9 protein-coding genes and 1 pseudogene are annotated in these 13,081 nt (G+C 75.3%); 5 read left to right on the top strand and 5 right to left on the bottom strand.

The genetic code is table 11. The features are described from left to right. Window positions 1–15 precede the first annotated feature (15 nt). Window positions 16–567 (bottom strand): PadR family transcriptional regulator, encoded by a 552-nt coding sequence (locus ACIRYZ_RS34475; RefSeq protein WP_402952023.1) that lies wholly within the window; start codon window positions 565–567, stop codon window positions 16–18. 150 nt (window positions 568–717) lie between these two features. On the opposite strand from ACIRYZ_RS34475, the gene ACIRYZ_RS34470 reads away from it, so the two are divergent. Continuing rightward, window positions 718–1,488 (top strand): alpha/beta fold hydrolase, encoded by a 771-nt coding sequence (locus tag ACIRYZ_RS34470; RefSeq protein ID WP_402952021.1) that lies wholly within the window; start codon window positions 718–720, stop codon window positions 1,486–1,488. Window positions 1,489–1,547: 59 nt separating this feature from the next. Further along, a pseudogene (locus ACIRYZ_RS34465) lies at window positions 1,548–2,483 on the top strand (aminoglycoside phosphotransferase family protein). Window positions 2,484–2,565: 82 nt separating this feature from the next. On the opposite strand, the gene ACIRYZ_RS34460 reads toward ACIRYZ_RS34465, so the two are convergent. The 4 genes from ACIRYZ_RS34460 to ACIRYZ_RS34445 all read right to left on the bottom strand — a co-directional run bounded on the left by ACIRYZ_RS34460 (window position 2,566) and on the right by ACIRYZ_RS34445 (window position 5,531). Then, on the bottom strand, window positions 2,566–3,429 hold the full coding sequence (locus tag ACIRYZ_RS34460) for a biotin-dependent carboxyltransferase family protein (RefSeq protein WP_402952020.1): 864 nt from the start codon (window positions 3,427–3,429) through the stop codon (window positions 2,566–2,568). A gap of 36 nt (window positions 3,430–3,465) precedes the next feature. After that, window positions 3,466–4,092: a 5-oxoprolinase subunit PxpB gene (gene pxpB / locus ACIRYZ_RS34455; RefSeq protein ID WP_402952018.1), complete on the bottom strand. Its 627-nt coding sequence runs from the start codon at window positions 4,090–4,092 to the stop codon at window positions 3,466–3,468. Then, window positions 4,089–4,865, bottom strand: coding sequence for a LamB/YcsF family protein (locus ACIRYZ_RS34450; protein WP_402952017.1), 777 nt, complete (start codon window positions 4,863–4,865; stop codon window positions 4,089–4,091). The genes pxpB and ACIRYZ_RS34450 overlap by 4 nt, the downstream gene beginning before the upstream one ends. Window positions 4,866–5,006: 141 nt before the next feature. After that, on the bottom strand, window positions 5,007–5,531 hold the full coding sequence (locus ACIRYZ_RS34445; RefSeq protein ID WP_402952015.1) for a hypothetical protein: 525 nt from the start codon (window positions 5,529–5,531) through the stop codon (window positions 5,007–5,009). Window positions 5,532–5,898: 367 nt separating this feature from the next. Here ACIRYZ_RS34445 and ACIRYZ_RS34440 point away from each other — a divergent pair, with 367 nt between their 5' ends. The 3 genes from ACIRYZ_RS34440 (at window position 5,899) to ACIRYZ_RS34430 (ending at window position 13,072) form a co-directional block, all read left to right on the top strand. After that, on the top strand, window positions 5,899–7,455 hold the full coding sequence (locus ACIRYZ_RS34440; protein ID WP_402952013.1) for a hypothetical protein: 1,557 nt from the start codon (window positions 5,899–5,901) through the stop codon (window positions 7,453–7,455). A gap of 132 nt (window positions 7,456–7,587) precedes the next feature. Continuing rightward, window positions 7,588–8,463, top strand: a complete 876-nt coding sequence (locus ACIRYZ_RS34435) for a hypothetical protein (RefSeq protein ID WP_387627527.1) — start codon at window positions 7,588–7,590, stop codon at window positions 8,461–8,463. A gap of 43 nt (window positions 8,464–8,506) precedes the next feature. Beyond that, entirely contained in the window at window positions 8,507–13,072 is a 4,566-nt protein-coding gene (locus tag ACIRYZ_RS34430; RefSeq protein ID WP_402952011.1) for a hypothetical protein, read from the top strand. Window positions 13,073–13,081 lie beyond the last annotated feature (9 nt).

Genomic DNA, 13,081 nt, shown 5'->3' with positions numbered 1-13,081 from the left:
CTTTCGGTCAGTTCGTCAGTTCGTTGCTCCGCCGGTTCGTTCGGCCTCCGCCAGCTCGGCCAGGGTGGCGCGCAGCCAGGAGAGTTCGGCCTCGGTCGTCGCGCGGGCGGTCAGCAGCAGGCCGCGCCGGAACGGATCGGCGAACTCCTCGGCGCTGCGCGGACGGTCGCCCTCGTAGTAGAAGCTGGCCGGCTCGGAGAGGAAGTCCAGCCGGCGGCGGAGTACGGCGGCCTGGGCCGCCGGGTCGTCGAGGTGGCGCAGGAAGGACAGCAGGGTGGCCCAGCGGTTGCCGTCGCTGATGTCCAGGGACTCGGGCTCGCGCAACCGGTCGAGCAGGGCGGTGCGGCCGGCCTCGGTGAGGTGCAGCGTGTGCCGGGGGGCGGCGGCGCTGCCGGGCTCGGTCTGGCGGACCAGCATGCCGTCGGCCTCCAGGCGCTTGATCGCGGGGTAGAGCGTGCCGTCGCTGATCGGGCGGATGTGGCCGGTGAGCCCGGCCAGGTGGCGGCGCAGCTCGTAGCCGTGCAGCGGCCGGTCGTACAGGAATCCGAGGATCGCGAGCTTCAGCATGGGGCCACTCTCTCAGATCAGTGACTCGGGGCATGGGTATATCGATGCCGCGATACCTCGATTCCGAGGTATGCTCTTGGCGATTTCCTCGAACCACTCGAACCACTCGAATCATTCGAACGAGCCACTTCGAACCAGGAGCGTGCGCGCATGCGTGAAGCCCTCGTCACCCCGAACGGCGACCGGATCCGCTGGGTCGAGCTGCCCGGCGCCGAGCCCGCCAGGCTCTACCTGCACGGGCTGGGCGCCAGCTCGCCGGCTTACTTCGCCGCCGCTGCCGCCCACCCGCTGCTCGCCGGGCGCCGCTCGTTGCTGCTCGACCTGCTCGCCTTCGGCATCAGCGACCGGCCCGCCGACTTCGACTACACCCTGGAGGCGCACGCCGACGCGGTCGCGGCGGCCGTCGCGGCGGCCGGGTTGAACCGGGTCGAGGTGGTCGGCCACAGCATGGGCGGCGCGATCGCGATCGTCCTGGCGCACCGGCATCCCGAACTGGTCGCGCGGCTGCTCCTGGTGGACGCCAACCTGGACCCGATCACCCCCAGCCGCCAGCGGATCGGCAGCAGCGGGATCGCCGGCTACACCGAGGCGGAGTTCCTGGCCGGCGGGCGCGAGGAGGTCGCCGAGCGGGTCGGACCGTTCTGGTGGTCCACGATGCGGCTGGCCGGCCCGGAGGGCCTGTACCGCAGCGCCGTGCACCTCGCCCGGGGGAGCGAGCCGACCATGCGCGAACTGCTGCTCGGGCTCGACATCCCGCGCACCTTCCTGCACCCGGCGGCGGACGGCGAGCCGGAGGGCGTCGACGGGCTGCGTGCGGCGGGCGTGCGGGTGGTGGCCGTGCCGGACTGCGGGCACAACATCATGCTCGACAATCCGGAGGGCTTCGCGTCGGCGGCCGCGGCGGCGCTGAGTGCGGATTGAGCCCGAACCGGTTGAGCGCGAACTGGGCTGGGCGGGACCGTCCGAGAGGAGTCCGTCCGATGCCCGTCGAGGTCCCCGAAGTCCCGCCCGCGCCGGCCCGGTCGCTGGAGGAGTTCCTCGGTGTCGAGGGGCGCGCCTGGGCGTCCTGACTGCCCGCCCTGGCAGGTGAGTTGCTGGACCGCTGGGAGCTGCGCCCGGACGGGCCGACGGCGCACGGCGTGGCAGGGCTGGTGCTGCCGGTGCGGCGGGCCGACGGAACGCCCGCGGTGCTGAAGCTCCAACCTGTGGACGAGGAGACGACCGGCGAGCCAGACGCCCTGCGGGCCTGGGGCGGGCGGGGCGCCGTCCGCCTGCTCGACCATGAACCGGCCTCCGGCTCCGTGCTGTTGGAACGGCTGGACCCGTCACGCTCGCTGCTCGGCCTGCCCGACCACCTCGCGGCGCTGCGTGTGCTCGCCGAGCTGATGCGTCAGTTGACGGCGCATCATGCACCCGCTCATCCGCGGACGTTGACCTGCCTCGCGGACGGGCTGCTGGTGCGGGCCCCGGCCGCGGCCACCGCCCTCGCCGACCCGGACGAGCGACGGCTGCTCGCCGACTGCGTGGCCGCCCTGCGCGAGGTACGGGCCGAGTCCGGCGACCGGCTGCTGCACTGGGACCTGCACTACGGCAACGTCCTCGCCCCGCTGCCGGGCAGCGGCCGCGGGCCCTGGCTGGCCATCGACCCCAAGCCGCTCGCCGGGCACCCCGGCTTCGAGCTGCTGCCCGCGCTGCGCAACCGCTGGGACGACCTGCGGGCCGGCGGCGCCCCCGACCGGGCGCTGCGGCTGCGCTTCGACCTCCTGCTGGACGTACTGGAGTTGGACCGGGAGGTGGCGGCGGCCTGGACGCTGGCCCGGGTGCTGCAGAACGCGGTCTGGGCGGCGGAGGAGGGCGAGACGGCACTCGACCCGGCCCAACGCACCATCGCGGAGCTGCTGTTGGGCCGGGCGTGAAGCTCCCGGCGCTCCCGGCCTGAGCCCTCCCGGCCTGAGCCCTGTCGGTCTCAGGCGGTCCCGCCCTCGATCCTTCCCGCCCTCACTTCTCCCGCAGCGGCACGAAGCGCACCGGCGTCCCCGGCCGGGCCTGGGCGGCCGCCGTCAGATCGTCGGCCGGCACGACGCCGATCACCGGATAGCCGCCGGTGGTCGGATGGTCGGCCAGGAAGACCACCGGCTGCCCGTCCGGCGGGATCTGTACCGCTCCCAACACCATGCCCTCGCTGGGTAGTTCGCCCGCCCGGGTGCGGCCCACGACAGGCCCCTCGGTGCGCAGCCCGATCCGGTTGCTCGCGGCGGAGACCCGGTAGCCGTCCCGGGCCAGCCGGTCCACCGCCGAGGGCGCGAACCAGTCCGCGCGCGGGCCGATCCGCAGCCGCAGCACCAGTTCGGCCGGGGGAGCGGGCAGCGGCACCAGGTCGGCCCGGTCCCGGCACGGCGGCGGCGTGCCGACCGGTAGCCGGTCGCCTGCGGCCAGTGGGGCGGGTCCGAGGCCGGAGAGCAGGTCGGCGGAGCGGCTGCCCAGCACCGGCGGGACGGCGATCCCGCCCGCCACCGCCAGGTAGCCGCGCACCCCGGCGGTCGCCGCGCCGACCTCGACCACCGCGCCGGCCGGCACCGCGACCGGCGCGCCCCAGGCGGCCGCCCGTCCGTCGACCGTCACCGGTGCCGGTGCGCCCGTGACGGCGATCAGCACCGGCCCGAGGGCGCGCAGTGCGACCCCGCCGAGCGTGGTCTCCAGCCCGGCCGCCGCCGGACCGTTGCCGATCAGCCGGTTCGCCGCCCGCAGCGCCGGTTCGTCCAGCGCGCCCGCCCTGGGCACCCCGAGGTGGGCGACACCGCGTCGCCCGAGGTCCTGGACAGTGGTCAGCGGTCCGGGTCGCACCACCTGCAGTTCGCTCAACTCGGCCCGCCCCCAAGACTGTCGCCGGATCCGTTTCTAAGCCCGTTCCGCCGTGAACCGTACCCGCACCCCCGGCGCCAGCAGTGCCGCGGGCTCGCGCACCGGGTCCCAGAGCGCCAGTGCGGTGCGGCCGATCAGCTGCCAGCCGCCGGGGGAGGGGCTCGGGTAGACGCCGGTGTACTGGCCGGCCAGGGCGACCGAGCCGGCCGGGACGGAGCTGCGCGGGGTGTGCCGGCGGGGCACCTCGTACCGCTGCGGCAGCCCGGTGAGGTAGCCGAAGCCGGGTGCGAAGCCGCAAAAGGCGACCACGTACTCCGGTTCGGTGTGGATCCGCACGGCCGCCTCCTCGGAGACCCCCCAGAGCGCGGCGACCTCGGCCAGGTCGGCGCCGTTGTAGACGGTCGGGACCTCCACCAGCGGCCCGCTCGCCGCCGCGGCCGCTCGTGGACGGGCGGTGCGCAGCAGCGCTGCCACCGCCGGGACGTCCGCGACGCCGTCCAGCAGCACCGTGCGCGCGGCGGGCACCAGTTCCTCGATCTCGCCGAGTTCCCCGGCCTCCTGCCGCTCGCGCAGCCAGCCGTACAGCGCGGCGACCTCGGCCGTCCCCGGGAGTTCGACCAGCAGCGCCCGCTCGCCGACCCGCCGGACCGCGCCGACCGTCACGTGAACGCCTCCACCCGGACCCCGGCGGAGGCGAGGGCGCCGCGGATCCGCCAGGCGAGCTGGGCGGCGCCGGGGGTGTCGCCGTGGACGCACAGTGAGCGGGCCTCGACGCCGATCCGCTCGCCGCCGACCGCCTCCACCGTGCTGTCCCGGGCGATGCCGACGGCCCGGGTGATCACCGACTCGGGGTTGTGCACCACCGCGTCGGGCTCGCGGCGCGGGACGAGGGTGCCGGCCCAGGTGTAGGCGCGGTCGGCGAAGGCCTCGCTGACCACCGGGAGTCCGACGCCCTCGGCGACGTCGAGCAGCCGGGAGCCGGGCAGTCCGAGGACGGGCAGCGGTCCGTCGCAGACCGCGCCCGCCCGCAGTACCCCGGCCACCACGGCCTCGGCCTGTTCGGAGTCGGCGACCACCCGGTTGTAGAGGGCGCCGTGCGGTTTGACGTAGGCGACCCGTGAGCCGGCGGCGCGGGCGAAGACCTGGAGGGCGCCGATCTGGTAGGCGATCTCGTCGGCGAGCTCCTCCGGGGGGACGTCCATCGCGCGGCGGCCGAAGCCGGCCAGGTCGCGGTAGGAGACCTGGGCGCCGATCCGGACGCCGCGTTCGGCGGCCAGTGCGCAGACCCGGCGCATGGTCGAGGGGTCCCCGGCGTGGTAGCCGCAGGCGACGTTGGCGCTGGTCACCACGGACAGCAGTGCCTCGTCGTCGGTCAGGCTCCAGCGCCCGAACCCCTCGCCGAGGTCCGCATTGAGATCGATCACCGCATCGGCCACGCCCGTCCGCCTCCCAGCAGCTGTTGAGCCAGATGGTAGGGCCTGCGGGTGAAGCCCGGTGTCCGTGACCCGGGCCCCCGGAGGGGCCACCGGCGCGCGGTCTTCGCTCGCGCGCCTCGGGGCGGCTCCGGGGTCGCCGACTTAGCTCGCGGCCAGGCGTTCCTGGAAGGAACGTTCCAGCGGACGCAGGGAGCGCAGCACGATCAGCAGCGGAATGACGCCGAAGATCCCGAACGACATGTCGATAAACTGCCACGCCACCGGAATCCCGCGCAGCGGTCCGCAGATCAGCGCCAGGGGGATCACGGCACCGCAGGCGAGCGCGGACCAGCGGATCACCCAGATGTTGCGGACCGGGTCCTTGAGCGGCCCCCAGAAGGCGGCGGCGATCACCAGGTGGGCGAAGGCCAGCCAGTCGGTGCCGTACGCCAGGAAGGGGTAGCGCTCGTCGGTCTCGGTGATGCCCCGGTGGACCCGTTCGAACCAGGCGAGGGCGGCCGGGAAGTGGTCGGTCAGCGGAGCGGCCGGGCCGGAGGCGAAGTCGACCAGCCAGCGGGTCTCGGTCTCCAGCGGGAAGGCGGTCAGGCCGCTGAGCACCAGGCAGACCACGAAGAACCGGAGCCACCGCCGGGCCCGCCGCAGGATGACCGCAGGGTCGCCGTCCATCTCGCACACCTCCCGCGCGCGCCGAGCGCGCGCACATGCCGAAAGTGCAGGCGGGCTTTGTCCCGTCTGCGCACGGTCGACTCTAGACCCTTGATTTGAACGTGTTCAACATCCCCCCGGGGTCCCGGATGCACCGATGCCCGGGCACCGGACCGGCACCCGGGCATCCCGTGGAGCAGCGGCCGGCTAGGTCGTGTACGTGTACGTCACCGGTGCGCTGATGCCGCCCGCGCCGGTTCGGGAATGGCGGAATCCCGTCGAAACCCCGCTTTGAATCCGGCCCGCACACCGCCGCCCACCTGCCGTCGGGCCCGCCCGCAAGGTCCGTTTCGGTCGATGTCGGTGCGAACCTCTAATCTTGTCCACCGTGACCGCCATCGCTGACCCGCCCACCGAGCACGGCCTCCGGCCCCCCGCCGGGCCCGCCGCCCCCGCGCGGCCCGCGCCCGGCCCCGCCGCCGACGAAGGCCTGGCCCGCCGGCTCAAGGCGCTGGCCTGCACCGCCCCGCTGCACGACCTGGACAACCGCAAGGTCAACCTGGCCGGCGAGTTCGGCGGCTACGCGATGGCCGAGGTCGGCCTCGCCGCGATCGACCTGGTCACCCTGCACATGGACTTCGACACCGGGGCCGACCGCGAGATAGTGCTCGCCCGGCTGCTGCCCCGGGTCGCCGCCCAGGCCCCGACCCGTCACGCTGCCGAGCACGAGCGGGTCGCCCGCTGGGTGCTGGAGTCGCTGATCAACGTCGGCAGCGTGGACCGCGGCTTCCGCGCCGTCTACGGCACCTTCGGCGCGGACGGCGAGTACGTCCGGCGCGACTACGACTTCAAGCTGATCGAGGAGGTCCCCGGCCCCGACGGCGGCGTCTACCTGCGCACCACCGACGAGGCCGTCAACGTCCTGGTCGGCGCGCTCGACACCGACGTCACCTCGGCCCAGATCGCCGCCGAGGTCAAGCTGGAGGTGCTGATCCGCCGCGGCCGGCTGGCCGACGCCCAGCTCGCCGCCGAGCAGGCCCGCTACCGCACCGTCCAGTACGCCGAGACGCTGCGCCGCGCCCTCGACGCCACCCGCCGCAACGTCCGGGCCGTCGACTGGATGCGCGCCGTCCCGGACCTCATCGACGAGGCGCTGGACCACATCGCCGACCGCTACCGGCACGAGAACGCGATTCTCACCAACATCCGCAAGGCCCGCGACGAGGCCGAGCCCCACACCCCTGAAGGGGCGGAGCACAAGCGCCGCGCCGCCGAGCTGCTCGACATCGTCAAGGACTGCATCCGCCGCCACACGAAGCTGCAGACCCGCCTGCTGGAGGCCGGCCCGCTGTTCCGCGCCGAGCAGGACCGCCAGGCCTTCGCCACCCCCGGCGCCCGCAGCGGCATCGACCTGTACGGACAGCTGCTCGCCCCCGTGCTGCGGCTGCCGGTGGAGCAGGCCGTCCGCCCCACGGGCGCCTTCTTCACCCGCGGCGCCGGACTGCGCACGCCCGTCTCCGTCCGGGTCGCCGACCTGGTCGACCTGCTGCTCACCCCGCCGGTCGAGCGCGAGCACCTCGGCGCCGAACTGCCCGACCCGGACCTGGTCGCCACCCCGGACGACAGCCGCTTCTCCGAAGCCCAGCTGGAATCCGCCCTGGAGCTGCTCGACCTGCCCCCGGACGCCCCCCGCCGGCTCTCCGGCCTGCTCGCCGACGCCCGCAAGCGGGACCCGGAGCTCCCGTACCTGGTCGCCCTGCTGGCCGTGCACGCGGCCAGCCCGCCGGTCGGCACCGCCTACCGCCAGGGCGAGGAGCGGCTGCTGTTCGCCGTGGACGACGGCACCCCGCTGCGCGACCCGGAGTTCGGCGGCGCCGACCTGATCGTCGGCAGCGCACTGCTCGACGCGGTCGGGATGGCGGCCGACCGCAAGGACGCCGGCTGACCGGCCGGGCAGCGGCCCTCCAGGTGCCCGACCTCCCGGGCACCCGACTTTCCAGGCATCGAGATTCCAGGCACCGACCGTGACGCACCGCCAGAACACCAGCAACAGCAACCGCCCCGAGGAGCACCGCCCGTGACGACCCACCACGACACGTCCTGGGCGGCGGAGACCGAACCCGCGGCCCCCGCGCCGATCACCCCCGCCGACGTCGCCGACGCCGCCCGGCTGGTCTCCTTCGGCCTCCAGGCCAAGCTGCTCCCCGCCCGCGACGCCGAATACGCCGAACTCGTCCGCCGCCACCGCGAGGACCCGCCGTTCGCCCGCCTCGCCGACGCCATCGCCACCGGCATGGGCCTGGTCGTGCTGGAGGTGTCGCCGCGGGCCGGCATGGCCGTCGCCGCCGCCGAGGACTCGCTGTTCGCCGTCCGGATGGGCGACTACTCGCGCCGCGCCGCCTCCGAGTCCACCGACCGCTTCCTGCACGGCCTGGCCCACCTCGCCGTCGCCGCCATGGCCTTCCCCCGCCCCGAGGACCTCGCCGACGACGGCTACCTCGGCCGGATCACCGTCAACGGCGTCGACTCCTTCGTCCGTCAGGCCTGCCGCCGGCTGGAGGAGCAGGCCGACGCCGAGGGCGCCAACACCGACCCGGCCTCCGACGCCCCCGGTCTGGAGGCCGCCTGGCGGGTCTGGGCCCGGCGCACCGCCACCGGCGCCACCAAGGACGCCCGCCGCCTCTCCGGCTCCACCATCGGCATCGTCGCCAAGGCCGTCATGTTCCTGGTCGACTCCGGCTTCCTGCAGAAGGTCTCCGACGACTCCGGTGGCACCTACCGCACCACCGCCCGCTACCAGCTCCAGGTCCGCGACCTGGCCGGCAGCGCCGCGATGGCCGAACTGCTCGACCTCGGCATCGTCCCGGTCTCCGACGGCACCGCCAGCCTGCTGCCGCCGGACACCGGCGACGAGCTGGTCGCCGACGCCGGCCTGCCGTTCCACTCGCTCTGACAGCCCCACAGACGCCCCATAGACGCACGGAGAACCGCCGCACATGTACGAGCTCAACCGGGTCCGCCTCTACTCGATCGGACCGGCCGGCGCCCGCTACGCCGACACGGTGCTCGACCTGCGCGGCGTCGGCGAGCCCGTCGCCGACCCGGCCCCGCAGCAGATCGGCCTGTTCGGCGAGGACACCGACGGGCCGGTCCGCCGCCCCGCCCCGGCCGGCGTGCTCTTCCTGGAGAACGGCGGCGGCAAGTCCGTCCTGCTCAAGCTGATCTTCTCGGTGATGCTCCCCGGCCACCGCAACACCCTCGGCGGCGCCAGCTCCGGCGTGCTGCGCAAGTTTCTGCTCGCCGACGACTGCGGCCACGTCGCCCTGGAGTGGCAGCACACCGTCACCGGCGAGCTGATCGTGGTCGGCAAGGTCAGCGAGTGGCGCGGCCGCCAGGTCTCCTCCGACCCGCGCAAGTTCGCCGAGACCTGGTACTCCTTCCGCCCCGGCCCCGGCCTCACCCTCGACTCGCTGCCGGTCGCCGAACGGGTCAGCCTGGCCGGCGACCAGAAGGCCCGCGGCCGCCGCCGCACCATGAAGGGCTTCCGCGACGCCCTCACCGAGGCCGGCAAGGCCCACCCCCACCTCGACCTGGTCTTCGAGGACGGCCACGACCGCTGGACCGAGCACCTCGGCGAACTCGGCCTCGACCCCGAACTCTTCCGCTACCAGCGCGAGATGAACGCCGACGAGGGCGAGGCGGCGGGCCTCTTCGCGGTCAAGCACGACAGCGACTTCACCGACCTGCTGCTGCGTGCCGTCACCGACACCCGGGACACCGACGGCCTCGCCGACCTCGTGCACGGCTTCGCCGCCAAGCTCGGCCGCCGCGCCGAACTCACCGCCGAACGCGACTTCACCGCCGGCTCGCTCGACCTGCTGGAACGCATCGTCGAGGCCACCACCGCCCGCGAGACCGTCCGCGAGGCCCACCGCACCGCCGAACGCCGTACCCGCCGCCTCGCCCATGCCCTCACCTCCCGCGCCGCCGCCGAACGCGACCGCGCCCAGGACCTCGCCATCGAGGTCGCCGCCGCCGCGAGCGCCGTCACCGCCGCCGAGGCCGACCGCACCCGGCACAGCCTCATCGCCGACGAACTCACCCACCGGCACGCCACGTTGAGCCTCGCCGCAGCCACCGCCGAGGCCGCCGCACTGCGCCGCGAACTCATCGACGCCCGCACCCTGCACTCCGCCTGGCAGGCCGCCGAAGCCGTACTGCGCCACCGTGCCGCCGCCGACCGGGTCGCCCGGGTCGCCGCCGCCATCCGCGAGGCCGAGCTGGACGCCGCCCCCGCGCTCGCCGCCCGCGCCGCCGCCGCCACCGCGCTCGCCCGCGCCCTGGAGGCCGCCGCCGCGGCCGCCGAGTCCCGCGCCGACACCGAGGAGCAGCGCGCCGGCGAGCTCCAGGCGGACGGCGCCAAGGCGCAGTCCGACGCCACCGAGGCCGCCACCGCCGCCCAGAAGGCCCGCAGCGAGGCCGAGCACCTGCGCCAGCGCCTCACCGAGGTCGAGCAGGAGACCGCCGCCGCCGTCGAGGCCGGCTTCATCGACGCCGACGGCGACGTGGACCCGGCCCGCGCCGCACTGCACGCCGCCGATGTCGAGAAGGCCGCCTCCGCTGCCCTCGCCCAGGCCCGCACCGCCGCCGAGGCCTGCGCCGCCCGGTTGCGCGAGGCTGCCGCGGCCACCTCGCGCGCCGAACTCGCCGCCGAGCGGGCCGGCGACGCCCGCAAGGGCGCCGCCCGGGCCCTGGCCGCTGAACAGCGCACCGCTGCCCTGCTCGCCACCGAGCAGCGGCTCGCCGACCTGCTCTCCCTGACGCCCTACCAAGAGGGCGCCGAGGAGGACGCCGGCTTCCTCACCCCCGCCGTGCTCGACCGCAACGCCGAGTACCTGCGCGAACTCCTCGACGAGGCCATCGCCACCGCCGAGCGCACCCTGTTCGACCTGCGCACCGCCGCCGCCGACGACTCCCGCATCCTCGCCGCGCTCGGCGACGGCGGCCTGCTGCCGCCCGGCCCCGACGTGCTGGCCACCGTCGAGTACCTCGCCGAGCACGGCATCCCGGCGCTTCCCGGCTGGCGCTACCTCGCCCAGTCCGTCGACCCGGCCGACCACGAGGCGATCCTCGCCGCCCGCCCCGAACTGGTCGACGGCGTCGTGGTCACCGACCCCTCCTCGCTGGAGCGCGCCCGCGAGGCCCTGCGGGCCGCCGCCCTGCTGCCGCGCTCCACCGTGGCCGTGGGCGCCGCAGCCTCGCTGATCGCCCCGATCACCGCCGAGCCCGCGTTCTTCCTGGTGCCGCCGAACCCGGCCATGCACGACGAGTCCGCCGCCGACGACGAGCGCCGCGAACTGCGCGCCCGCGCCAGTGCCCGCGAGGAGCACATCCGCGAACTCGCCGGCCGCCTCGGCGGCGACCGCGCCCTCGCCGCCCGCCTCGCCTCCTGGCACGCCAGTTGCCCGCCCGGCACCCTCGCCGAGCTCGCCGCAGCCGCCGAGGCGGCCCGCGAGCACGCCGAGCAGTCCGCCGCCGCGCTGGCCACCCTGCGCGCCGACCACGACGAGGCCGAGACCGACCACGCCACCGCCGCCTCCGCGCACGAGGAGCACCGCGAGGCCGCCCAGCGCGCCCGCCGCCGCGCCGACGCCCTCTCCGGCCTCGCGTTCCGACTGCGCGAACGCGCCAACTGGGCCCGCCGCCAGCGCGAGTTGGGCGAGGACGCCACCGAGTGCGACCGCCGCCAGGCCGTCTGCGCCGAACGCGCCCGCACCTGCGACGAGGACCGCCGCGCCGCCCAGCGCGCCGCCGACGACGCCCGCCGCACCGGCCGCGCGCTGCGCGCCGAACGCGCCGAGATCCCCGCCGCCGAGCAGTCCGACGAGCCCGCCGAGCAGACCGCCCCCGCCGCACTGCCCGCCCTGCGCGAGGCCTACCGGGCCGCCTCCCAGCTCTACGAGAAGGTCGGCGTCGGCGCCGACCTGCGCGCCGAACAGGCCCGCGCCGAGGGCGACGAGGCCGGCGCCGCGGCCGAACTCGACCGCCTCACCAACAAGGTCCGCACCCGCGCCGAGGAACTGCTCGGCAGCCCCGACGGCGCCGACGGCCCGGCCCGCCAGGCCGCCGCCGCCCGCGCCGAGGAACTGGTCGCCACCATCGAGGCTCGCTCCGCCGCCGCCAGCGAGCAGCTCGGCCGCCTGCGCGGCGAGGCCGAACGCTCCGCCCCCGCCGACGGCGAGGCGCACACCGAGCTGCCCGAGGACCTGGTCCCCACCGACCCCGAGCACGCCCAGACCCTGCTGCGCACCGCCACCAGCCGGCTCGCCGAGTGCCGCGAGGCCGTGGACGCCACCCGCACCGCGCACACCGACCTCCAGCGCACCTACGACACCGCCCAGTCCGCCGCCGCCGACTTCGACGAACTGGCCGGCCAGCTGCGCGACGGCCTGCGCGACCACCAGGAGGACGCGGACGACCAGGCCGAGCCGTACCTCGGCTCCCTGGCCGAGGCCCGGACCACCTCCACCGAGGCCCGCCGCACCCTCCGTACCGCGGCCGGCGAGCTCTCCTCCGCCGAACTCGCCGTCCGCGACGCCTCCGACGCACTGGTCCGGCACGCCAACGCCGCCCGCTACGAGGCCGTCCGCACCCCCGCCCGCCAGCAGATCCGCGAACTGCCCGCCTCCGCGCTGCCCGAGCACGCCGCCGCCTGGGCCGCGGCCTTCGCCCCCCGGCTGCGGGTACTCACCGACGAACTCGCCCAGCTGGAGAAGAACCGCGGCTCGATCGTGGACCGGCTGCGCGGCCTGGTCGAGTCCTCGCTGACCACCCTGCGCGCCGCCCAGCGGCTGTCCCGGCTGCCCGAGGGCCTGGGGGAGTGGTCCGGCCAGGAGTTCCTGCGGATCCGCTTCGAGGACCCGGACCACGCCACCCTGGTCGAGCGCCTCGGCGAGGTCATCGACGAGGCCACCCGCGCCGCCGTCAAGAAGAACAGCGACCTGCGCCGCGACGGCATGTCCCTGCTGCTGCGCGGCGTCGCCGCCGCGATCGGCCCCAAGGGCGTCAGCGTCGAGATCCTCAAGCCCGACGCGGTGCTGCGCGCCGAGCGGGTCGGCGTCGGCCAGATGTCCGACGTCTTCTCCGGCGGCCAGCTGCTCACCGCCGCCATCGCGCTCTACTGCACGATGGCCGCGCTGCGCGCCAACGACCGCGGCCAGTCCCAGCTGCGCCACGCGGGCACGCTGTTCCTGGACAACCCGATCGGCCGCGCCAACGCCACCTACTTGCTGGAGCTCCAGCGGGCCGTGGCCGACGCGCTCGGCGTCCAGCTCATCTACACCACCGGCCTGTTCGACACCACGGCGCTCGCCGAGTTCCCGCTGGTGATCCGCCTGCGCAACGACGCCGACCTGCGGGCCGGCCTCAAGTACATCTCGGTGGAGGAGCACCTGCGCCCCGGCCTGCCGGCCCAGCCGGACCCGGACGGCCCGACCATCCACGGCGAGATCACCGCCACCCGGATGTTCAAGCGCCCTGCGGAGGTTCCCGCACAGTCCTGAACTGACTAG

Origin of the sequence: Kitasatospora sp. NPDC101155 (genome assembly GCF_044768305.1) — a bacterium.
Lineage (GTDB): Bacteria > Actinomycetota > Actinomycetes > Streptomycetales > Streptomycetaceae > Kitasatospora.
The sequence above is the reverse complement of the archived record's forward strand: the minus strand, read 5'-3'. Positions and strand labels throughout refer to the sequence as shown.